The 24330-nt window shown below is 43.3% G+C and carries 20 protein-coding genes; 4 read left to right on the top strand and 16 right to left on the bottom strand.

The features are described from left to right. Positions 1–339: 339 nt before the first annotated feature. Both G601_RS0100170 and G601_RS24555 read left to right on the top strand, forming a co-directional pair. Positions 340–1845, top strand: a complete 1506-nt coding sequence (locus G601_RS0100170) for an ATP-binding cassette domain-containing protein (RefSeq protein ID WP_026664090.1) — start codon at positions 340–342, stop codon at positions 1843–1845. Further along, the gene (locus G601_RS24555; RefSeq protein ID WP_051205409.1) at positions 1838–3667 is read left to right on the top strand and encodes an ABC transporter ATP-binding protein; all 1830 of its coding nucleotides are present in this window, start codon (positions 1838–1840) and stop codon (positions 3665–3667) included. Before G601_RS0100170 ends, G601_RS24555 begins: the two co-directional genes overlap by 8 nt. Positions 3668–3724: 57 nt before the next feature. On the opposite strand, the gene G601_RS0100160 is transcribed toward G601_RS24555, so the two are convergent. The 10 genes from G601_RS0100160 to fba form a co-directional block, all read right to left on the bottom strand. Beyond that, positions 3725–4753, bottom strand: coding sequence for a glycoside hydrolase family 5 protein (locus G601_RS0100160; protein WP_026492281.1), 1029 nt, complete (start codon positions 4751–4753; stop codon positions 3725–3727). 135 nt (positions 4754–4888) lie between these two features. Further along, positions 4889–5968: a PTS transporter subunit IIC gene (locus tag G601_RS0100155; RefSeq protein ID WP_026492282.1), complete on the bottom strand. Its 1080-nt coding sequence runs from the start codon at positions 5966–5968 to the stop codon at positions 4889–4891. A 70-nt stretch (positions 5969–6038) separates the two neighbouring features. Then, positions 6039–7235, bottom strand: a complete 1197-nt coding sequence (locus G601_RS0100150) for an FprA family A-type flavoprotein (protein ID WP_026664089.1) — start codon at positions 7233–7235, stop codon at positions 6039–6041. A 71-nt stretch (positions 7236–7306) separates the two neighbouring features. Further along, positions 7307–8893, bottom strand: coding sequence for an NAD(P)/FAD-dependent oxidoreductase (locus tag G601_RS0100145; protein ID WP_026664088.1), 1587 nt, complete (start codon positions 8891–8893; stop codon positions 7307–7309). Positions 8894–8962: 69 nt separating this feature from the next. Beyond that, positions 8963–10972: a response regulator gene (locus G601_RS21320; RefSeq protein ID WP_051205407.1), complete on the bottom strand. Its 2010-nt coding sequence runs from the start codon at positions 10970–10972 to the stop codon at positions 8963–8965. After that, positions 10969–13149, bottom strand: a complete 2181-nt coding sequence (locus G601_RS24550) for a hybrid sensor histidine kinase/response regulator (RefSeq protein WP_051205405.1) — start codon at positions 13147–13149, stop codon at positions 10969–10971. Before G601_RS24550 ends, G601_RS21320 begins: the two co-directional genes overlap by 4 nt. Positions 13150–13184: 35 nt before the next feature. Next, entirely contained in the window at positions 13185–13808 is a 624-nt protein-coding gene (locus G601_RS0100130; protein ID WP_026492285.1) for a YdcF family protein, read from the bottom strand. After that, the gene (locus G601_RS0100125) at positions 13805–14320 is read right to left on the bottom strand and encodes a flavin reductase (protein WP_026664087.1); all 516 of its coding nucleotides are present in this window, start codon (positions 14318–14320) and stop codon (positions 13805–13807) included. The genes G601_RS0100130 and G601_RS0100125 overlap by 4 nt, the downstream gene beginning before the upstream one ends. A gap of 12 nt (positions 14321–14332) precedes the next feature. Then, positions 14333–14836: a transcription elongation factor GreA gene (greA, locus tag G601_RS0100120; protein WP_026664086.1), complete on the bottom strand. Its 504-nt coding sequence runs from the start codon at positions 14834–14836 to the stop codon at positions 14333–14335. A gap of 132 nt (positions 14837–14968) precedes the next feature. Next, the gene (gene fba, locus G601_RS0100115) at positions 14969–15904 is read right to left on the bottom strand and encodes a class II fructose-1,6-bisphosphate aldolase (RefSeq protein ID WP_026492288.1); all 936 of its coding nucleotides are present in this window, start codon (positions 15902–15904) and stop codon (positions 14969–14971) included. 199 nt (positions 15905–16103) lie between these two features. Between fba and G601_RS0100110 the strand changes: the two genes are divergently transcribed. Further along, positions 16104–17588 carry a hypothetical protein gene (locus G601_RS0100110; protein ID WP_026664085.1) on the top strand — a complete coding sequence of 495 codons (1485 nt, stop codon included), beginning with the start codon at positions 16104–16106 and terminating at the stop codon, positions 17586–17588. A gap of 50 nt (positions 17589–17638) precedes the next feature. Further along, a complete protein-coding gene (locus tag G601_RS0100105) occupies positions 17639–19081 on the top strand; it encodes an MBOAT family O-acyltransferase (protein WP_207637998.1) in 1443 nt (480 codons plus the stop codon). A 51-nt stretch (positions 19082–19132) separates the two neighbouring features. Here G601_RS0100105 and G601_RS0100100 read toward each other — a convergent pair whose 3' ends face one another. The 6 genes from G601_RS0100100 to G601_RS0100075 are packed head-to-tail and all read right to left on the bottom strand — an operon-like array spanning position 19133 to position 24307. Then, positions 19133–19882, bottom strand: coding sequence for a tetratricopeptide repeat protein (locus G601_RS0100100; RefSeq protein WP_026492291.1), 750 nt, complete (start codon positions 19880–19882; stop codon positions 19133–19135). Then, complete coding sequence (locus tag G601_RS0100095) at positions 19882–20850, bottom strand: vWA domain-containing protein (RefSeq protein ID WP_035790128.1); 969 nt, start codon at positions 20848–20850, stop codon at positions 19882–19884. The genes G601_RS0100100 and G601_RS0100095 overlap by 1 nt, the downstream gene beginning before the upstream one ends. Continuing rightward, positions 20847–21950, bottom strand: a complete 1104-nt coding sequence (locus G601_RS0100090; RefSeq protein WP_026664082.1) for a vWA domain-containing protein — start codon at positions 21948–21950, stop codon at positions 20847–20849. Before G601_RS0100090 ends, G601_RS0100095 begins: the two co-directional genes overlap by 4 nt. After that, on the bottom strand, positions 21941–22438 hold the full coding sequence (locus tag G601_RS24545; protein WP_155834428.1) for a hypothetical protein: 498 nt from the start codon (positions 22436–22438) through the stop codon (positions 21941–21943). The genes G601_RS0100090 and G601_RS24545 overlap by 10 nt, the downstream gene beginning before the upstream one ends. Then, complete coding sequence (locus G601_RS0100080; RefSeq protein WP_026664081.1) at positions 22422–23303, bottom strand: DUF58 domain-containing protein; 882 nt, start codon at positions 23301–23303, stop codon at positions 22422–22424. Before G601_RS0100080 ends, G601_RS24545 begins: the two co-directional genes overlap by 17 nt. Continuing rightward, complete coding sequence (locus tag G601_RS0100075; RefSeq protein ID WP_035786427.1) at positions 23303–24307, bottom strand: AAA family ATPase; 1005 nt, start codon at positions 24305–24307, stop codon at positions 23303–23305. Before G601_RS0100075 ends, G601_RS0100080 begins: the two co-directional genes overlap by 1 nt. Positions 24308–24330: the final 23 nt, after the last annotated feature.

Genomic DNA, 24330 nt, shown 5'->3' with positions numbered 1-24330 from the left:
GGACATTAATAAAAACTGACTGTTGACTATAAACCGCTAACGTGTAATTATAATTAAAGAAATTTTGTTTTGAGAGGTATATTAAATGCTCGTTATGCGTATTAGATGAATTTGATCCACCCTATAAATAAAGCCCCTACCGGGTTTATTTGTGTTGCGCAATTTAGAAGCGATTTCTTCTAAATTTTTGGATCATATCATTCTATGGCATATCGTGCTTTTTCTTTTTATATCAGAAAATCACTATATGATTATGAATTAATATCCGTCTGCGCAGCGCAGGCGGATTTTTTTATACATCATCCGTCCTAAAACTATTTTTCGGAGGACAAATATCTAATGAACAGAAACAGATATACCATTCTAGATAATATGTACTTTTATTGCAGGGAATGCATTTCCTTTGACAGGATAGGATTTCTATTTGCAGTTCTTCTTATTCCATCAAAAATACTGCAATCTCTCGTCACAATTTTCATCCCCAAGCTGGTAATTGATTCAATCGAAAGCCACAGCACTGAATATGCCTTCCTTTTACGGATCCTTATTATAACTGCTGCAATGGCAGTAACTTCAATTGCTGCGCTCCTTACCAAGAACACCATGGAGCACAGCATGAATTCCTTCGTACTTGTAAGGCTAAACCGCCTATGGGCTGAAAAGGCATCCACCATGGACTATGAGGTCTTCACCTCGGAAGAGGGAAAACAGTCCTCAAGTAAAGCAAGACTTATGCTTGAAGGAACCACAAGATGGGGAATCGGAACCTACATCCCGCGGCTTTTAGACCTTGCCATCAGCTTTATTGGCTTTGCTATTTACGCGTGTTTACTGGTGTCAGTTCACCCTATTGTGCTCATTGCACTCCTCGTGACTTATTCCATAAACCTGTCCTTAACTCTGCGTGCCGAGAAGAAAAAGCAGCTCCTAAAGGATGATCTTGCAAAAGCAGACCGTAAAATGAACTATTTTGCCTACAACACAAGAGGCCTTAGCATCGCAAAGGACATTCGTCTCTATTCCATGAAGGAATGGATTACTGAAATGACAACTCTGGCAAGACTCGATACGAAGCACATCGATGAAAAGATGCAGGACTATCAGCTTAGCGTACTTATTATCAACAGCATCCTTGTTTTCCTAAGAGACGGCATCGTTTACCTGATACTTATAAGCCTTACTCTGCAAGGCCGTATCACCATCGGTAATTTCGCATTATATGCTGCTGCCGTAAACGGACTTGGAGAATGGCTGTCCCAGATAACATCAGGCATCGGAGCCTTCAGAGAAGCAGACAACAACGTGACTGATTTTAGGAAATTCCTTGCCCTTCCTGATCAGGATAATTCTTCAGGAAAAGATATTAAACTGACCTCTGCTCCCTCCATTGAGCTTAGGAACGTGTCCTTTTCATACAATGATAAGACACCGGTTCTTACTGGCATCTCCCTTAAGGTAAAGCCCGGGGAAAAGATTGCCATAGTAGGCGCAAACGGAGCAGGAAAGACTACGCTCATAAAGCTTATATGCGGACTTCTTCGCCCTAAGGCAGGAGAAATCCTGATAAACGGAGTGGGTACAGATACCATATCCGCAAAATCCTTCGCTGATAACGTATCAGCTGTTTTCCAGGATTCTGCTCTCCTTCCTGTGAGCATAGAGCGTAACATAACCATGAACGATGAAGAGGCCGACGATAGCAAACTAAACCGAATAATATCCCTTGTCGGCCTTGATAGAAAAATCTCCTCTCTTGATATGGGAATCGAGACTCCCCTTATCAAGCACATTTCCGAAAATGGAACAGAGCTTTCAGGCGGTGAGATGCAAAAGCCGTATGAATAAAAATGGAAGAACATTATCAGAAGACATAAAGCTAATAAGGCGCGGAATGACAGAGTTCGGAACCTTTCTTCCCGGTCAGTTGAAGCTCCTTTTCATCCACTCACTTATAACCATGACAATTCCATATATTGGAATTTACATGACATCAGCCATTATCAGCGAGCTTAGCGGCAGCAAACGCGTCACCATGCTTATGACACGTACAGGAACCTCCCTGGTTCTTATTCTTGTTCTCACAATAATTGCCGCCCTGTTATACAAGAAGATATCCGTGGGCTATAATCAGCTATTTCCTGCCCACGAGATAAGGCTAAATGAAAAGGCAAACGCCATGAAATACTCTCTTCTTGAAAACGAGAAGGTCAGAGCCCTAAGAGATGAAGTATCAGGAAGCATCGACTGCTCCGGTGCCGGAATGGGAAGCCTCTACTGGGATTGCGGCTCGATATTTAATGCCATCATTTCCGGAATGATAAGCATTACCATTCTTGTATCAGGCTTTGGTATAAAAAGAACACCTATAAACGCAGCTCCTTCCCCTTTGGGAATAGCAGACTCTCTATGGGGGTATCTCATTCTCATTGTCGTAATAGCTGTATCTGCAGCCGTTTCATGCAAAATGACCTCAAAGATATTTGATGTCTCCTTTGATGTTTTCCTAAACGGCGCAAAGTACAACCGCTATTCAAACTACTACAAGCTTGAATACCTGTCGGATGATAAATCAGCCAAGGATGTTCGTCTCTACTCCCAAAAGGATCTCATCCTTAATGAAGTCCTGGATAAATGCTACATTCCTTTTGCAGAAGGTGATAAGCGTGAAAAGGATGCTTCCAGCAGAGGAAACGGAGTTCTCTTACTCCTTAGCGCGATTACAGGCGGTGTTGTTTACATCCTGATCGGAGCAAAGGCCATGCATGGAAGTATTGGCATCGGAAACGTCCTTCTCATCTATGCGGCTGTAACCATGCTGATAAAGGCACTCACTGATTTTGCAATGACATTTACAGACCTTAGAAACAACAACGAGCACCTTATCAGATACTTCGATTACGTCTCTATGGATGAAGAAAGTTCTTCTGAAAAGACCACTCCCGAATTCCCCAAGGGTGAAGTCAGTGTAAACAATCTGTCCTTCAAATATCCGGGTACCAAAGCCTACGCCCTAAGAGATATTTCCCTCTCCATAAAAAACGGCGAGAAAATAGCCATTGTAGGTGCGAATGGTTCAGGAAAAACCACTCTCGTTAAGCTGATCTGCGGCCTGTATGATATCGCAGAAGGCAGCATAACCATAGGTGATGAGCCTGTATCCGTTGTTTTCCAGGATTTCAGCCTTCTCTCACTTCCTTTAGGCAATAACATTGCTGCGGGAGCGCTCTATGATAAAAATAAGGTTTGGAATGCACTTGAAAAAGTTGGAATGAGAAAGAGAATTGAAGCCTTCGACAACAAATTAGATCAGCCACTTTTCAAAGATTACGACGAAGACGGCACAGATCTCTCAGGCGGCGAAGCTCAAAAGATAGCCATAGCCCGAGGTATCTACAAGGATTCACCACTTTTCATACTTGATGAACCCACAGCTGCTCTTGACCCTAAGGCCGAATATGAAATATTCACCAGGATGAATGAAATCTCTGAAGGTAAAACCACCATATTCATAAGCCACAGACTCTATTCCTGCAAGTTCTGCGACAGAGTCATCGTTATGGATAAGGGAAGGATAGTTCAGGAGGGCACTCACGATGAACTGGTCGGCATCCCCGGAAAATATTCCGAAATGTGGAATGCACAGGCGCATCACTATATAAACGCCTAATTCCAAAATATAAAAAGACTAGATGCACATTCAGGTACATCTAGTCTTTATTATTTATTACATCATCTCAAGTATATCTTTTCTTACGCCATCCATGCGAGCATCAGAAAGACCAAAGTCCATCTCTTTGTAGCTCCATGCCGCACGACCGATGTTGTACTTATTAAAGCATGTTCCGATTGCCGTGTACCACTTAAGAGCATCCTCAGGAGTTGCCTTTTCGATAACTCCATACTCTCCACAGTAAAGTGCTACATTTCTCTCCTCGGCAACTCTTACGGCTTCCTCCATGTACTGCTCAAAATACTCAATTCCGAGCTTCTTATCGGGATCACCAACCTTCATTTCTTCAGGTCTGTTGCCAAGCTGAGCAAAAGCATTATCATCATACTGACGATATGTTGAGTCGAAAGGCATACGGAAATTCACATCCATAGTGTCAATCCAAGCTGCTCCCTGGTGTGTAAATACAAGGGGCTCATAGCAGTGGAAATTGTAAACAACGTTCTCATCATAAGGTGCGCACAGGTCCTTCAGCGCCACAATACTGTTGTTATAATATCCGCCAAGAAGAATCCTGATAGTAGGTGCATAAACCCTGATTCTCTTGATGCACTCTGTAGAGATACGGTTCCAAGCATCACAGTATTCCTTCTTTGTTACCTCGTTAAGGATTTCGAAGGCAAGCATGTCTTCATACTCACCAAAGCGCTTGGAGAATTCCTCCCAAAGCTTATAGAAGCGTTCCTGGTATTTTTCATTTTCGAAAAATCCTGCTTCCTGCTCTCCACTGTCGAAGCTGTATCCATAGGTCTTATGAAGGTCGAGAACCATGTTCAGGTCATACTTTTTAGCCCAGACAATAGCCTTCTGGATATATGTAAAGCCGTCCTCCTTATAGGTTCCGTCCTTCTCCTCAACAAGATCATAATCAACGGGAACTCTGATGTGGTCAAGTCCCCATGACTTTATAGTTTCAATATCACTTTCCTTGATAAAATTATCATAGCGCTCTTTAGTATGGTCACACTGAGAGAGCCATCCACCAAGATTAATTCCGTGTGAAAATCCCGGAAATTGCTTCATACTCTTATATCCTCCTTAGATGCTTACAGGAATTACTTCACTGTAGTCACTAATTCTAATACTCCCGGTACCTCTTTTTATACAAAAAACATGCTATTTTTATCAAAATGATGCGACTATGAAAACGTCAATATCTTATGAAAGCTTAAGGTCGCCTTCCTTAATCCAGCCAATCTTACGGAAAACCATTCCAAATACTGTTGTAAGAACAGCGGGAAGAATGAAACAAATAAGAACAAGTCCGATCCAATCAAAGGATGTGATGCCTGCCTTGGCACCTGTTGCAACGTCGTTAACCCAGCCTGCATAAACACCGATCTGACCAACGAGTCCGCAGGTTCCCATACCTGATGCGACAGCACTTGCAGGATCATTCATCTGAAGTCTGAATACACATGTAGCAATAGGTCCTGTTATTGCACTTGTAAGAATAGGTGCAATCCAGATCTTGGGATTCTTAACGATGTTACCCATCTGAAGCATTGAAGTACCGATACCCTGTGAAATAAGGCCGCCCCACTTGTTCTCCTTAAATGACATGCAGGCAAATCCAACCATCTGCGCACAGCATCCGGCTACTGCTGCTCCGCCTGCAAGACCTGTAAGACCAAGGGCTGCACATATTGCTGCTGAAGAGATAGGAAGTGTAAGAGCAATTCCCACTACCACTGAAACAACTATTCCCATCAGGAACGGCTGCTGCTCTGTCGCCCACATTACTACGCTTCCAACTGAAGAAGCTGCAGTTCCGATTGCAGGTGCGATGAGACTTGCAAGACCAACGCCCACAAGAATAGTAACAATAGGTGTTACAAGGATATCTACCTTTGTCTCCTTGGATACTGCTTTACCAAACTCTGCTGCAATTATAGCTATGAAAAGAACAGCAAGAGGGCCACCTGCTCCTGCTCCACCTGATAAGGTTGTGCTTCCAAGAGCATTAGCTGCGTATCCTACGGTTACGAGTGAAAAAAGAACCAGCGGTGGTGCCTGAAGAGCGTAGCCTATTGCTACTGCCATGGCTGCTCCGCTCATGGATGAAGCATACTTTCCGATCTCTGATAACCAGGCGATTCCAGCCTGTGTGCCGATTGTGTTGAGAATCGTTCCTATAAGGAGCGACGCAAACAATCCCTGCGCCATTGCGGACAGTGCTTCAATACCGTATCTCTTACCGGAGATTACGATATTCTTTCGTTTCAAAAATTCTTTCATTACTCCTCCTTGCCTCCTTGCATCAGCTCTTTTTGAGCTGTATACGTAAAGGACTTTATAATATTATTTTTTATGCTTCAACGACAGCATTTACAAAAGCAAGAAGCTCCTGCTCATCTGTCTCATGAAGTGCGCTCTTAATTGTCAGAACGGGATCTACTATTGTCACATTTTTAAGGCACTGAAGCTTTTCAGTCATCAGCTTACCTGAAGCAGGTGCCCATGTTCCGTTCTGAGCAAGTGCAAAGGTTCTGTTCTGAACTGTAAGTGCTACGCAGTCAGAAAGGAAATCCTCCATTGGAATATAGATTCCATTATTGTAGGTAGGGCAGAACAGTACGATCTTACCACAACGCCAAACCTCTGAAGTAAGGTACGATGCATGAGTCTGTGAAACATCATATACACATACCTTCTTGCCGCTCTTTTCCCTGATGAGGGCTGCTGCCTTCTGCGCTGCGCTCTCTGTATGTCCGTAAAGACTTCCATAGATCACAAGGATATCATCATCCTCAGGTGTGTAGGTGCTCCACTTCTGGTATTTATCGATAAACCATCCGATGTTCTCTCTCCAGACAGGTCCGTGAAGAGGGCAAAGCACCTTTATATCAAGACCTGCTGCCTTTTTAAGAACAGCCTGCACCTGCATGCCATATTTTCCTACAATATTAGCATAATATCTTCTTGCTTCATCAAGAAAAGTTTTCTCAAAATCATATTCGTCTGCAAATATTCCGGCATCGATTGCGCCAAAGGTTCCAAATGCATCCGCACTGAACAGTGTACCTGTGGTCTCATCAAATGTAAACATAGCCTCAGGCCAGTGAACCATGGGTGCCATCACAAATGTAAGTGTGTGTTTACCAAGCTCGAGCTTATCACCTTCACATACAGTAACCTTATTCTGATCATTAAGCTCCGGGAAAAACTGTGAAAGGAAGGTAAATGTCTTTGCATTACCTACAAGTGTCACATCCGGATAAAGTGCTACTACAGTAGCAATCTGTGAACAATGATCGGGTTCCATGTGATTTATTACCAGGTAATCCAACTTCTTATCACCAAGAACACCCTTCAGGTTCTCAAGAAACTGGTCGGATATGGAAATATCTGCTGTGTCAAAAAGAGCAGTTTTCTCATCCTCGATAACATAGCTGTTATAAGAAACGCCATGCTCCAATGGGAAAATGTTCTCAAATCTTGACAGCCTTCTGTCGCTTCCACCAATCCAGTAAGTTTCATCAGTAATCTTTTTGAAGTTGATCATTATATCTTCCTCCTTAAACACTACATTTTTTAAAAACGGACGCCAATACATTAATTGGCGCCCGTATAAATTCAATCGATTTCTATCTCTTCATCCTCAGGACTCTTCTCCTCCGTGGATTCGTGATATTCCTTCTCGGTGTTTACACTCCATATGTTGCTTCTGTCGCGTGTACCGCTAAGAATATTTTTAACAGTCTCAAATGATGTGCACATTGAGTGATCAATGTTGTTGTATCTGTGCTGACCATTTCTTCCTACGCAGAAGAGATTGTCAATAGTATTGAGATAATCAACCAGTGTATCTATCTCATCATAGGTATCGAAGTATGCAGGGTATGCCTTCTTAACACGCTCTACATGATAATCCAGCACATCGCTCTCCTCGTCGATGAGATTGATTGTTACCATCTCCTTGATTGCCATCTTGGCAAACTCGTCATCGGTCATACTCCACATGGAATCGCCTTCATTACAGAAGTACTCAAGACCCATCCATACAGTATTGTCGATATCCTTTACAAGGTAAGGAGACCAGTTGTTGTAAATCTGGAAACGTCCCATGGATACTGTACGGTCATGTACATATACCCAGTTATCGGGAACGATATTACCAATAGTCTTAACATCAGTCTTATTCACAAGGTTAAGGTGAGGAATAAGAACACCCAGAGTCATATAATCTCTGTAAGGAAGACCTGCTGCAATTCTTGCGGGATCTGCAGGAACATCGTTCATACCTGCCACAAGATCCTTAATAGGCATTGAACTGATGATATAGTCACCTTCTACTGTAACATTCTCTCCGTCCTTCACATAGGTAACGCCTGTGAGGTGATCTCCGTCCTTGTTTATCTTAACAACCTTGGCACCTGTGATGATGGTACCGCCCTTTTTCCTTATCTCCTCTGCGGTTACATCCCAGAGCTGTCCGGGACCAAGCTTAGGATAGCTGAACTCCTCGATAAGGGATGTCTCAACCTTTCCACCTGTCTTACCGCTCTTTTTCTTAAAAGCGTTGGCAAGTACCGCCATAATGGATACACCCTTAACTCGCTGAGCTCCCCAGCTGGGATCGATCTCTGAAGGATGCCTGCCCCAAAGGTTAGCTGTGTAGTGCTCGAAGAACATTGAGTAAAGCTTCTTACCGAAACGATTTACGTAGAAGTCCTCAAGAGAATTCTCCTTGCGCTTAAAGAGCATTGCCTTTATATATGAAAAGCCGGCAACAATAGTTGTTCCCAGTCCCATATTTGTAAAGGTCTCAACCTTAAGTGTTATCGGATAATCAAAGAATCTACCGTTGAAGAAAATACGTGAAATACGGTTTCTTCTAAGCATTACCCTGTCAACCATCTCCGGATCAGGACCTTCCTTAGCCAGAGATGAGGGGCGCTTCAGCACTATGTCATCATAGGACGGCTTTCCCTGTCTGGGTAACATCTTGTCCCACCATTCGTTTACCTCGGGAACCTTGGAGAAGAATCTGTGTCCACCCATATCCATACGGTTTCCGTTGTATTCGACAGTTCTGGAAATACCACCGAATTTCTCAGTCTCTTCAAGCACAACGACTTCGATATCTTCAGATTTATCCAATAATTCGTATGCTGCCGTAAGTCCTGCCGGACCTGCGCCAATGATTACTGCTTTTTTCATTTTTACATCCTGCTCCACTATCTTAATTTATTACGATCACAATAGTGTAATTTTAACATCTCTACCTATTTATGTCGACTGATTATTTCTCTTAAGTGACATAATTGTTGACTCCACAACCTTCATATCTATCGGTTTCGGCACATGAGCGTTCATTCCGGAGTCAATCGCTCTCTGCACATCGTCGGCATAAGCATTTGCAGTCATAGCTATAATCGGTATCTCCGCGGCATCCGTCTTATCAAGATTCCTTATGGCAGCGGCTGCCTGATAACCATTTTTTATAGGCATATGAATATCCATGAGGATCATGTCATAGTATCCGGGCTCCGCCTTTTCAAACATATCCACAGCTTCCTGTCCGTTGGAAGCCCTCTCAACCACAGCCCCCTCCATATCCATCAGCTCTGTGAGTATATCTGCATTAATATCATTATCCTCAGCTGCAAGAAACCTCATTCCCTCAAGGAGCCTGTCGCGCTTCTCGTCAGTCAACGTACTGGTTCTGCTTAGTATATCCTCCATGAGCTGCTGGAAGGTAGACAGGAAAAACGGTGTCTGCAAAAAGTCGTAAATTCCCACAGCTCTGGCCTCTGTCGCTACTTCCTCCCAGTCATCCGTAAGCAGGATCAGAATAGGCTTGGGCACAAGGGCCTTGTCATTAAGATAGCCTGCCAGCTCAAAGCAGCTGATGCTTCGTATCTGCATTCCCAGTACTATAACTTCAAACCCTCTGTTTTCTTCCTCTCCGGCCTCGATCAGTCTGATCGCCCTGTAACCACTAGTGCAGAAGAATACCTCCATATTTGTATCTCTAAGAGCAGTCTGGATTTTTTCACACTCATCCATGTTATCATCAATTATAAGCATTCTGTGGATACCGTGGTTAGTCCAGAAATCACCTGAATCCTGCTTAACTCCCTGGAGCCTTAAGGTAATATAGAAGGTTGATCCCTCTCCCTCCTTGGATTCCACTGATATCGTTCCACCCATCATCTGCACAAGACTCTTGGTAATGGCCATTCCAAGACCGGTTCCCTGAATTCCGTTGGTCTCTTCCCTGACCTCTCTTGAGAAGGCATCGAAGAGCTTTTGCTGGAATTCTTCGCTCATACCGATTCCGTTATCCTTTACAGCGAAATGAACATCCCAGTAATCGCTGTTTCCGTTTCTCTCCTCACTGATGGAGAACTCTACCTTACCTCCATTAGGCGTATATTTTATTGCATTTCCCAGAATATTTACCAGGACTTCATTAATTCTCTTTTTATCTCCGATAAACATATCCTGCCGCATTCCGCCGGAATTAACCTGATAGTCTATCTGCTTTGCCTTTGCCTGAAAAGCGATTATGGAATTTACTTCCTCAAGAAGAAGTCCTAACGCAAATTCCTCGTGATTTATATCCGCCTTTCCGCTCTCTATCTTACTCATATCGAGAACGTCATTAAGGAGCGATAACAGATTCTGACATGCAAGTCCAATCTTATGTGTATAGTCTCTTACCTTCTGAGGATTATCGGAATTCTTTGCAATCAAAAGGTTGAAATTGGTAATGGCATTCATAGGAGTCCTGAAATCATGGGACATATTAGCCAGGAAAGTGGTCTTTGCCGCATTGGCAGCCTTTGCGACCTCTATCATTTCTTCCATCTGCTTGTTTCTCTTTACTTCCTCAGTAATATCAGCCCATACCAGAAGAAATCTGTCACTACCACTTATATCCGTATGGCTGATGCTGCCCCTGAAATATTTGGTTTCCCCTGTCGCAGGATTTTTGACCTTCAGAACCTCAGCTTCCATTCTTGAGCCCACCGAAAGCTTTTGTACTGATTCTTCTGACGGCGGCACTTCCTTATCTATACGAACACCAAGCTGAATCAGATTCCTGACATCCGCAAGAAGCTTTTCTCTGGGCACACCAAGAATTTCCTCAGCGTTATCAGTCAAAAATTCGACCTTGAAATCCTTAGCTGAGAAAAAAGCAGCAACCAGGTTATTCTGTTTTACCACATAATCAAAAAACCATTCCTTACAGCGGTCCTGATTATCTAAAGCACTCTCATTTTTATTTCTCATAGCTTTTCGTGCTCCCTGCCTTTAAGCGCCCTGACAGTACTCTCAAAAAGATTAATGTCAATTGGCTTGGGCAAATGTGCATCCATTCCGGATTCACTGGTTTTCTCTATATCATCCCTGAATGCATTTGCACTCATGGCAATAATCGGTATGGTCTTAGCATCCTCCCGGCCTTCATTTGCAAGGCTCCTTATAGCATGGGCCGCTTCATATCCGTCCATCACAGGCATCTGAATATCCATGAGGATCATGTCATAATAGCCTTTATCCTTTTCCTTAAAAGCGGCTACTGCCTTCTCGCCATCCTCAGTGAGATCAACAAGCTCCGCTCCCTTAAGCTTCAATATTTCAACCAGTATTTCCGCATTGAGCTCATTATCTTCAGCTGCAAGAAAACGCATCCCTTCAAACGGACTTCCCTGATCCGCAGCTTCTACTTCTGTTTTTCCCTCCTCCAAAACTGCCTCAAGCTCTTTCATCTCTTCAAGCTCTGTCTTTTCAGCGATATCAAAGCCAAGACGCAGCTTAAATACAGTGCCGGAGCCGACCTCACTCTCCACATCTATGGTTCCTCCAAGCATATCCGTCATCCTTTTAACTACGGTAAGGCCAAGCCCTGTACTCTGAGTCTTACTGGAGCGCTGTCTCTGCTCTCTCTTAAAGGGCTCAAAAATCTGATCAATGAACTCGCTTCCTATGCCTATTCCATTATCGGAGACCTCGAATCGTAGCTGAATCCTGTCACTGATCTCATCAGCATTTTCGGTGTAGACCTTCAGCGCAATCTCACCGTTTTCATCTGTATATAAAACTGCATTCTGCAGAAGGTTCTTCAATATAAGCTCTATTTTCTGAGGATCACCCACCAGGGCATCCTCCTTTACATCGCTTCTGCTGACAGTGAATTTCTGATACTTTTCATCAGCGAGAGGCGTTATTTCCTGCTTCACATTCTTAAGAAGATCATTTAGAGAAAATCTCTCATGGATGATTTCCTCTCCGCCCTCCTCCATCTTGCTAAGATCAAGGACACAGTTGATCATGTTTAGCATATTTCTGTGGGCGTACTCTGCCTTTTCTCCGTATTCCCTCACCTTTTTAGCATCACCAGCATTTTCCTTCATCAGTGTGATATACCCTGCCATGGCATTCATGGGTGTCCTGAAGTCATGGGACATATTTGCAAGGAATCTTGTCTTTGTATCATTGGCAGAATTAGCCACCTCAAGCATTGTCTGCATTGCAGTGTACCGCATCAGCATAATGATAATTACCAAAATTATTGAAAAAACAACGATAAGTAGCATGTTGTTCATCTTCTTTACATGGGCAATACTCGCATCCACACTCTCTGCAGGGGTAAGGCAGATCAGCATACTGTTCTGCATTTCACAGGGCATATATGTGATGTAGTACTTTATGCCCTCTATTTCCATGACTATAACTCCCGTCATTCTCTCTGCTATCTCAAATTCGAAGCCCTCACCCAGAGGATCATAGAGTACATGTCCCTTTTTCTTTATATAATCAACAATATTTTCCTTTTCTTCGGATACTTTTACAGAAGTCACAATGAGTTTTCCGCTTCTATCCACAAGATAATTCTGCGAGCCTTTCATCTCCGCTCTGTCCAGAGTGAGCCTGTTCTTCATCTGCATGGAATTAAGCCCCAGTCCGATGGCACAATAATTAAACCCGTCATGCTCTCCGGGCTTTATACTAAGAATGAAAACATCGATTCTGTTATCATTTTTTCCCGGCAGATGAGTTACCTGCCTTTGTCCTACCTTCTGAAGCTTACTAAAAAATTCTTCGCCCCCACTTATCTGACCAGTATCTCCATTTACACTGATATAAGCTCCATTCTCATCAATTAAGTATGCTTCCTCTACATCCCATATTCTTTTTTCAGTGGAAATATAATTATTGAAATCACCTATCCCTGAAGATTCTTCGTGCTCAAGATGATACGACCAGCTTCGCAGTAATTTATAATACCTTGTGAATCTGGTCGAAATGACAGCCTCCAGCTGAGAAAAATAGGTTGTCAGCTGGACTACGCGATCGCTATAGATAAATCTGTCCTGAATGGTATTAACCGCAAAAATCAGGACAACAAAAAGCAGAGCAATGGTTACAGGCATTGTCCACTTTGACGCTTTCTTCTCACCACGCATATTAACCCCTCATGAAAACTGCGCATTGTGAAATGCTATCTGAGCTCGTACATTTTGTCACCCATGAAATATTCGCCACATTTCCTAAGCTCGGAAAGCACTAAATTATAGCTTTTCAGATCGTCCATCCAGGTATCGATGCTGATACTTCTTGTAACTACCGGACAAACTGTTATCTTTATATTTTTAAATTCAGATTGAAAAGTCATCAGCGCTCTTCTTGCATGAAACGCCTGACAGCACAGAATTATGTGCTCAATCTTTTCGTCCTTTAATTCCTCTTCTATTATTTTTTTTGAGAAAATCGCATTATCAAAGGTGTTGGTCGATTCCTTCTCCTGAATGATAGCCTTCTCATCAACCCCATGCATGACCATGAGCTTCGTCAGATACTCTGCCTCTGTAGCGCATCCGAGACTATCTCCTGTGCTGGCAGAGAATCTGTTGAACTCATCCTCCAGGGATTCGTATTTCATGTAGTATTTTCCGGATACAAGGATCTTAGGTGCATATCCTTCCTTCCAGAGATAAGCCCCATGCTCTGCAAGCTGCTTTATGGGGGCTCCCGGTATAAATATCAGATCCGCCTTTACAGGCTCGTCCGAGAGAAAAATAAACTTTCCTATGTCTTCAAAAGATCTACAATTAGCAGGTTTCATCGAATCATTACCTTTTTGATCTCAGCTATATAAATATAGTGATAATCTCCTTTTGCATAATAATCTGCTATCAAGCGGCCACTTACGAAGTTTTCCTCCTTCATCTGCTGCTTGAACAGAACCTTGCAGAGAATAATATTATCTGCTTCGTCTATAAACGGTATGCCATCATCAAAATTGAGATTAAGCTTGGCGTTACTGATCTTGTCCTCATCTCTTCCTGAAACCGAGCCAAGATATTTCCTTACACTCTTGTACTTTTCATGATGAAGGAAGGACAAAGAGAATTTCTTCTGGGCATCAATGAATTCCTTGGTATATCTGCTCTCACGCACATATACAATCGCACAGGTCTTATCCCAGACATGTGTAATTCCTCCCCAGGATACAGTCATTGTATTGGCTTTTTCTTCATTACCTGCTGTGAGAAGAGCCCATGAATCACCACCAAAGTGGAAGGCACCTTCCAATATTTCGTCCAGATCAACGGGTTGGAATACATGAAGTCCCATAGTACATCCTCCTTAAAAGTCTCTAAGCTTATCTTCCTCTGTGAGTTCCGTGTTTTCAATTTTTAAAATGGTTATATCGTAGCTATAGTCACTGCTGACTTCGATAGTAAGTTTGTCTCCTACCTTGTGTCCCATGAGCTGTTTGCCAAGGGGAGATTCTATACTTATAAGTCCCTTAAGTGCATTACCTCTCATTGTGGTAACAATCTTATAAGTAGCTTCAGAACCATCATCCGCCATGCGCACTGTGACGGTCTTGTTCATTCCGACCTCGTCTTCCTCGCTGGAGTCATCTATAATTTCTGCTGTCTTTATCATTCTCTCCAGAAATCTGATTCTGCTCTCATTCTGGTTCTTTGCCTTCTTGGCAGCGTAGTATTCAAAGTTCTCACTTAAATCTCCCTGAGCCCTTGCTTCCTTTACATCCTCAAGGAGTTCCTTTCTGACAACGGCTTTGCGGTGCTCGATTTCCGCCTCCATGTCCTCAATGTCTTTCTTTGTAAGCTGATTGTGCATTGTTTTTACCTCTTTTTAAGCATATATACTAATTGTACACGAGTAATCGTCTAAATAAAAGTTAAGAAAACGTAAACTATAAAAGACCTGCAGGAAAACCTGCAGGCCTTAGTATTTCTATATTCGCTTTTATCAAGCCTTACCGTCAGAACCAAGAACGTTGATGATCTTGTCGTGAACGATTTCCTTAACATAAGCGCGGCCATCGCCAAGATACTGACGAGGATCGAAGTGCTCAGGATGCTCAGCGAAGTGCTGACGGATACCTGCTGTCATACCAAGACGAAGATCGGAGTCGATGTTAATCTTGCAGACTGCACTCTTAGCTGCTGCACGAAGCTGCTCATCCGGAATACCGATAGCATCCTTCATAGCGCCGCCGTTAGCATTGATGATTCCAACGTACTTCTGAGGAACTGCTGAAGAACCGTGAAGAACGATCGGGAATCCGGGAAGTCTCTTAACAACCTCCTCAAGGATATCAAGACGAAGCTTGGGATCCTGGCCGGGCTTGAACTTGAAAGCACCGTGGCTTGTTCCGATAGCGATAGCCAGTGAATCAACGCCTGTACGCTTCATGAAATCCTCAACCTGATCAGGATTTGTATACTGTGCTGCATCATCAGCAACATTTACATCATCCTCAACACCAGAAAGAGTACCGAGCTCAGCCTCTACTGTGCAGCCCTTTGAATGAGCGTAATCAGCAACCTTCTTAGAGAGCTCAATGTTCTCTTCGTAAGGCTTTGAAGAAGCATCGATCATAACAGATGTGAATCCGTTGTCGATACACTCCTTACAGATTTCGAAGCTTGCACCGTGATCAAGGTGAAGAGCGATCGGAATAGATGTAGACTCTGCAGCTGCCTTAACCATGTTTACAAGGTAAGGGAACTGTGCATACTTGATAGCTCCTGCTGAGCACTGAAGGATAACAGGGCTCTTAAGCTCGTCACAAGCCTCTGTGATAGCCTGAATGAACTCCATGTTGTTGATATTAAATGCACCAACAGCATATCCACCATCGTATGCTTTTTTGAACATATCAGTCGTTGTAACTAATGGCATAATTTGTACCACCTTTCGTAAATATTGTTAACAAAACACTAGAACCATTATAGCTCAATTATTGCGATAAATACAATCTTTATTTGCTATCAGACACCTTTTTTGACAGGATTTTTATGTTACAATAAGGCGTAGAATTTCTGTTTGTAAAAAAGTCTTTCTATAATAAAATCCAATATACCTGTTTGGAGGACAAAAAGTGAATAAGAAAGTTTCACTGATCATAAAAACTCTTGCTTTCCTGGCGATACTGTTTACCTGCTTTTTTGGGGTAATGCTTTTAGTTGAACGAAAATCAAGCTTCAACAAAAACCAGGCCTTCTTTGAGGAAGCAAAAAAGGATCACATCGATGCCTTTTTCCTCGGTTCATCCCACGTAATAAACGGAGTTAATCCACTGCAGCTCTTCGAGGAGCACGGATATACCTCCTATAATCTGGGGGGCTACGGAAGTGTTCTTCTGTCCAGCTACTGGCAGATGATGCTTGCTCTTGATTACTGCACGCCAAAGCTTGTGGTGGTGGATTCCTACATGCTTGAAAATGACATAAGGTATATCGATGATCCTGCAGCCAATGTAGACAGCGATGAGCTTCATCTTAATATCGACCGCTTCCCGTTAAGCAAAACTAAATATCATGCCATAAATGACATGTTCCAGAATCAGGACGAAAAATATCCTTACTTTGCTGATTTCATCGTTTATCACGACAGATGGAAGGAGCTTGGAGCAGAGGATTTCAAGCGTTTTACCAAAGACGCTGATATAAACCGCATGATGGGCGCCGTTATGGAATACGGAGTGCACTCAGCAGAGTATAACTATGTGGACTATGGCGCAGGAATGCTTGAGCAGGAGACTGTTGGCACAACTTACCTCAGAAGAATAATCGAGGAGTGCCAAAGTAGGGGCATACAGGTTGTGGTAGTAACTCTTCCCTTCCTTGCCATGGGTGAGAATCAGGCTGCTGCCCACACCGCTACTCAGATAGCAGCAGAATACGGAGTTTCCTCACTTAACATGTTAGAGATTCCTGGCATCATCGACATAAATACCGACATGGAGGATCCCGGACACCTGAATATCCTTGGATGCCAGAAGGTTACTTCATACCTTGGTAATTACATCGCTGAGAACTGTCCGCTTCAGGATCACCGCGAGGATCCCGCCTATGAAAACTGGAATGATTCTCTAAATGATTTCCATGCAGAGCTCGCATCCATGCGTGAGGGTAATGACGATATCTACACACAGCTCATGATGCTTAAGTATGATAACTCAGATAAAACCTATGCCGTTTCAATAAGAGGCGCATCTTCAGTCTACGGTGATGCAATGCTTCTAAGACAGCTCCACGCCCTTGGTGCCAGCGAAAAGCTCGACGAGGCTGCTGCCGCAAAGTGCTCCTACATGCTTATATCAGACCACGGAGTTATTACTGATTTTGCCGGAGATTCCGAAGAGGAATTCTACATAGAAACAACAGACGGTTCCTTCTCCTATTCTCCTGCCAGCGACATATACAGAGTTCTATATATAAACGGAGATACAGAGAACAACTTCCTGTATGCTGATGACCTTGCATACGCTGATGTGCAGCTTCTTTTCTTCTCTAATGGAGTCTGCACCTCACATCAGTACTATACAAGCGACCACTTCACCTATGATTATGACCAGAGATAACTGCCCCGGAGGATGATATGCAATTCGTTTCATTAACCTTTTTACTATTTTTGATAATTACAGTAGGGATTTATTTCATAATTCCCAAGAATTTCAGATACATCTGGCTCCTTATTGCCAGCTGGGGATTCTACTATAAGCTAAGCCATAAGCTCCTCATACTGCTTGTTGCCATAACCCTTATCACCTACGTCTTCGGAAGACTGCTTGATAACGGCGAATCCTCTGAAAAAAAGCAGAAAAGACCGGTTCTTATTTCAGGCATCGTTATTCTGCTCCTTGTACTTGGATACTTCAAATACACAGGCTTCCTTCTTGAAACCGTTAAGAGTCTTCAGAGTGCCATGGGACTTGAGCCCCTTGGAATAGCTGCCAAGATTGCCCTTCCTGTAGGAATTTCCTTCTACATCTTCCAGGCAATAGGCTACCTCGCCGATTGCTACATGGGTAAGATACCTGTTGAAAAGAACTACCTTCGCCTTTCTCTTTTCATATCCTTCTTCCCGCAGGTTATGTCGGGACCTATTGAGAGAGCAGGCAACATGCTTCCTCAGTTTAAGGAGCCTGAGAGCTTTTCCTATGAAAACATGAGAGACGGCCTTCTCCTTATGATGTGGGGATATTTCCAGAAGATAATAATCGCCGACAGACTGGCAGTCCTCGTTGATCACATCTACAACTCTTATGAAAACTACAATGGAACACTACTGTTCCTTGCTACAATTTTCTACACTCTTGAGATTTACACAGACTTTGCAGGATATTCCAACATAGCCATAGGCTCAGCGAAAATCCTTGGCATCGATATCATGCAGAACTTTGAGCAGCCCTATCTGTCACGCTCCATACCGGAATTCTGGAGAAGATGGCATATATCCCTCTCCTCATGGTTGAGGGACTACCTCTATATTCCCCTTGGCGGAAACAGAAAAGGTTTTGCCAGAAAGCTCATAAACATCTGCATAGTCTTTGCCATAAGCGGATTGTGGCACGGCGCAGCATGGACCTTCGTATTCTGGGGACTGCTCCACGGCCTTTATCAGGTTTTTGGTATTCTGACCAAGCCTTTGAGAGAATCTATTACTGATAATCTCGGAATCAACCGTGAGGGCTTTGCGCTTAAGCTTGTAAACGTGGTTGTAACCTTTATGCTTGTGAACATCGGATGGATATTCTTCAGAGCTCCTGATTTTAAAGTAGCCTGGTACGTATTATCACACATGTGGACCTGTAAGCCCTGGGTGCTTCTTGACGGAACGCTGTTTAACCTTGGACTTGCAGCAGCAGATGTAAGACTCCTTGCTCTGTCCATACTTGTTCTCGCCATCGTAAGCGCACTTAACTACAAGGGCGTATCCATACGTAAGGCATTAACAGAGCAGACTCTCTGGATCCGCTGGGCTGTCTACATAGCAGCAGTACTCTTTATAGTAACCTGCGGTGTCTGGGGTCCCGGTTATGATGCTGCTTCCTTCATCTATTCGTCTTTCTAAGCGTTATATGAAAATAGTAAGACCGCTGCATTTACCTGCAGCGGTCCTTTTTTACCATTGTTTCTGTTCGCTATCGTAGCCGTTTCCATCGTCTCCATCACCATCAGAATAGCTTGACCATTTATCCATATCCTTCTGGTAATCCATGCCTTCCTTCATGGCATCCTTCCTATTTTGCTCAAGCTGCTTCTGAATCTGCTTCTCACGATCCTTGGAGGTCTTATCATCTGATGAATCATCTCCCTGGTTATCCTGAGGCTGATCCTGGTCTCCCGAGTCTCCCTGAGAATTGTTTTCAAGCTGTTCCAGCATTTTATCTATATCATTTTTTAGCTGCTGGGCATCATCGTTATGTCCATCATTCTCATCTGTAGCGCACCCCTTTTCCAGAAGTACGTCTCTGGCCTTTTTAAGAACGCTTATAGCCGCATCCTTCTTTTCCTGTGTCCCAAGGTCATCAAAGTCGATAGAGTAGCACATCGAGAGCGCCAGATTTATCCTGGTCTCGCAGTCTCTCTCCTTTGCAGGATGACGTTTAAGCGCTTCCATGTAATACGATATGGCTGCGGTGTAATCACCGTTTTGATATGCCGCATTTCCCAGATTGTAATAGGGCACATAGCCCTCAGGGAAATTTAAGAAAAGAAGCTTTTTCTCCTTCTCTGCAGAATACTCTCCATTCTCCAGACCATTTACAAAGCTGTGGTTAGTCATAACCCTTCCGCCAAGGAGAAGTCCAATGATAAGCACCACAAGTGCCAGTCCGCCAAGCAAAATTATTTTAAGAGGTATTTTTTTCATCATAACCTCCCTCGTCTTATTATCATTATTATCTCCAGTAAAAGCATAAGAGCCAGCGGTATAGCATACCAGTAATAGGTATCCTTAGCTGTTTCTACTCCCTTACCATCCTGAGTGACAGTCTTGGAGCTTTCCTTTATCATAGACACCGCACCCTGAAGGCTCTCATGGTTCTTGTACATGTTGTAGTAGGGCACGCCAAGGTCAGTCGCTATCTTCTGAAGGTTACCCTCGTCAATTCTTGATACAGCATCATCGTAGGTAGTGTAGTCATAAATATAATATGTGCCTTCACCACCATCCTTCATTTTTCCGCCCTCATCTGATCCATAGCCAAGAACAGCTCCTGAATCGATGTATCCTGCAAGATCGGAATAATCAGTAAGCTCTTTTCCATTGGTGATCTCACCATCACTAATATAAAAAACGATGGTCTTTCTGTTTTCCTTCTTTGCTGAGGATCTAAGTAAAGCATCAATGTCCTTGTAAGGAAGAGATAAGTCAGAGCCCTTTGCATAGAAGACCTCAGGTGAAACAAAGGTCTCAAAAAGGTCCTTTACATATTGTCCATCTTGAGTAAAAGGCGAAAGAACATGTGACGTATCATCGAAGGTGACAAGCCCGAAATTGCTTCCCGCAAGCTCGTCTATGACAGACTCAACATCCTTTGTTACACCCTTCATTCTGGTCTGCCTTCCGTTATAATCCTCTGCCCACATACTTATCGTAGTGTCCACAACGAATAAAACATCCAGGTTTTTGGTGCTAAACTCATACTTTTTCTCTAATATCACGGGTCTGCATCCGATAACGAATACCAGAGCGTAGATGACAAAGAGTCTTATCAGTGTAAATATTTTATCTGCAATATTTAGTTTGTTCCTGATGATAACGAAGGCTGTTGCTCCGCATAGCAGAGCAAAGAAGATTATCATTATCCCCAGGGGTAACATAGGTCTGATACTCATTTTTGTAATACCAATCCTGCCAGGCTAAAAGCAGCCAGGCATATAATCAAAGTAATAAAGGGCACTTTAGGCATGTCCTCTGTCTGTCTGGTCTGAACCACGTTAACAAGCATTGCCTCCTGCTTCTGAATATCCTCGACTATTTCAGAAACAGACTGATCGGCAGTTCTTACATAGCACTTTCCGCCTGTCTTCTCGGCTGCTGCCGCAAATTCACTAAGGCACTCTGAATAATCATATAGTTCAGGTGTATAGAAAATCTCCTCTGAAGGGAAAATCCCAAACATTGTAACCTTGTTCTTCTGACACAGAGCTGCTGCGTCACTTAAATTAACAATGTCCTCTCCGTTGGAATTAAGCTCGTTATCCGTACACATGATGATGACTCTTGTTCTCTCGGAGTCCTCCAGATAGGGCAGAGAGTACAGCGCTGTTGCCAGCCCCTCTCCTATAAGAGATGATCCTCTCTCAGAAGCAAATCTCGTTCCGTTGTCGAAGTACAAAAGCTTACTCTCAAGCTCATCGCAGGACTCCCTCATATCATCAGGGAAATCCGGAAGCTCATAGAGTGGCTCGTAGACCTCCATGTACTCCTTTTGATCAACGAAATATTCATTGAGGTCATCAAGCTTTTCAATGACGTAATCGTAATCATCCGTAAGGGGTACATAGGTCACTGAAGAAGCATTGAAAATATTTATTCCGAATCTGTCTCCCTCAAGTCCTGCAACCACCTGCTTTAAGTATTCCGTAATCTCGATATTGAGGTCATAGAGCGAATATGAAACGTCAAGGCACAGGATGATATCCCTTTTCTTAACACCACTTGTAACCTCGTTATTCTTATAAGGCCTTGCAATAAGGAAAAGCGATGAAATAACGCTTCCGACAAGTCCGGTGATCATCACCGCTGTCAGAATGAGATATCTGGTATTTAAGCTTTTATATAATTTGCTCTGCCTTATTCTATGGGTGTTGGATGCTTTTGTTCCTCTGTAGAACCTGCCATTTTTCTTTCTGCTAAAAAAAACCATCACCGGGAGCAATAGTATCAGCACCATAATCCCGATGATGACTATGTTTCCATGCATCAATTCCATGATCTGATCACTCCCACTGCCGTATTACAGGATTTTGTCAGGTCTTTATTTTTAGCCCTCTCATCCTCAGCAAACTCCGGCACATAATACTCCTCCATGAGCACGTTAAGGTTCATTATTCCCATGGCCCTTACTTCTTCTGCCGTAAGGGTCTCTACATTTATTCCAGTAACCTCATGGACAAACTCTCTTATGACACCGCTAAGCTCCTGATAGCCATTTCTCTTGCTGACAGTTCCTGCTGCGTATCTGTTATTTATGTCCTGAACCCTTTGAATATATTTGTTCTTCACACCGGGAAGTACCCTGGGTGTAGCCGGGGTCTTAGGTCTACCCGCCATAGCTTCTGCCTTCTTTTTATCTAAAAAGAAAATCTTTATGAGCATGAATGCAAAAATAGCAACTCCCACAATAATGAGCAGTATCCATATAAGACTGACCCACCAGCTATATTCAAATGGCTTTTGTAATTCAACCGTAGTAACCATGTTTATACCTTTCAATCAGGGCTATGGTGCTTCCAATAATGTCCTCCTCGGCAGCTATTGTAGTCATGGCTGCTCTGCTGCGCTTACATATCTGGGAAGCATTGCTTAAAATTTCCCATCTTATTTTCTCTTCTTCCTTTCGAAGAGCCTTATTATGGGAAACAAAGAATTTTTCATAAAATCCCTGTTCGTTGTCATAGACCATGTCTCCTGTAAGAAATGCATCATCGATATTGATGATAAGAAGATCGTTGTTGATGGTTATGGTCTTTATGAGTTCTTCACTCAGCTTTGCGATTCCGTCCATATCCGTCACGACAAAAATGATCATCCTTTTATGTACAGAATTAAGAATCTCACTGATTGTCTGATTAAGGCTAAAGGCGGAATCGATAGTGCAATTCCTTTCATAGCCATAAAGGAGACTCTCAAGATGCTCACTTCCTGACTTAAAGAAGCTGGTGTTTGCGCTGTGATCTCCAGGATATGAAAGTGCAAAATCCGCACCGTTTCTTCCAAGAATATAAGCAAGGGTTCCGAAGGTCATAAGCATAAGCTCCCTCTTGGCTTCTCCCTTGCTGGTATCTCCCAGAAACTGCCTGCCCCTGTCCATGATAAACATTACGTTATGTCTTCTGTCTGCCATGTACCTGCGGACAAGAATCCTGGACATACGGGATGAGGATTTCCAGTCTATGTCGTGGACATCATCTCCGTAGACATATTCCTTTAAGTCGTCGAACTCCATGCTTCGGCCTCTGTAAACCGAGTGAAAATCACCATCTAAAACATTTGAAGTTTTTCTTTTGGTATAAATAGACACTGCCCGCCTGATCTTGGACAGGTATTCATAATCTAATTTCATCACGGTGCCTTTACTGCATTTAAGATGCCATCTATCACTGCCTCAACAGGAACATTGTCCGCAACTGCAGAATAGTTAAGACCTATTCTGTGGCGAAGTACCTGATGACTTACCCTCTTTACATCCTCAGGAGTTACATAGGTTCTGCCGCTAAGAAGAGCTGCTGCCTTCGCCATCTTAAGGAAAGCGATGGAAGCACGGGGGCTTGCTCCGATTCTGATATATCTTGAGAGCTCAAGTCCCTTAACAACGTCAGGTCTTCTGCTTGCAACAACTATGCTGGAGATATACCATTTGATGACCTCATCTACGTATACCTTTTCCACAATATCCTGCACTTTGTCCACATCTCTGATAGTAAGAACAGGCGGCGTAGCCCTGTCGATGGTACCTGTCTCAATGCGGCTAAGGATCTCAACCTCCTCAGCTGCTGAAGGATAGGTAATAACCTCCTTTATCAGGAATCTGTCGGTCTGCGCCTCAGACAGAGGATATGTGCCCTCCTGCTCGATAGGGTTCTGGGTTGCGATGACTATGAAAATATCCTCAGGCATGTGATAGCTTGTGCCACCGATTGTGACCTGTTTTTCCTGCATGGCTTCAAGCATTGCAGACTGGGTCTTGGCACTTGATCTGTTAACCTCATCAAGAAGAACGAAGTTAGCAAATACAGGTCCTAAGATATTCTCGAATTTGCCTGTCGCCTGGTTGAATATCTGTGTACCGATGATATCTCCCGGCAAAAGGTCAGGTGTACACTGGATTCTCGCAAACTTTCCATCCACAGCATCTGAAATTGCCTTGGCAGCCGTGGTCTTGGCAAGACCGGGCACTGACTCGATAAGGATGTGGCCATCAGCGATTATCGCCCCTATAAGGGAAAACTTGAGCTGCTGCTGACCAACAACCTTGGCATCAAAATAGCCGGAAAGCTTTTGTATGACATCCTGTGCATACCTGAATTCATCTTCCGTAATTGTGATTTTATTTTGTGAAATATCCATGATAACTCCCCATTTCTTTGATT

Source organism: Butyrivibrio sp. FC2001, assembly GCF_000424125.1.
GTDB lineage: Bacteria > Bacillota > Clostridia > Lachnospirales > Lachnospiraceae > Butyrivibrio.
Note: the sequence above shows the minus strand (reverse complement) of the source record. Positions and strands in the feature narration are given on the sequence as shown.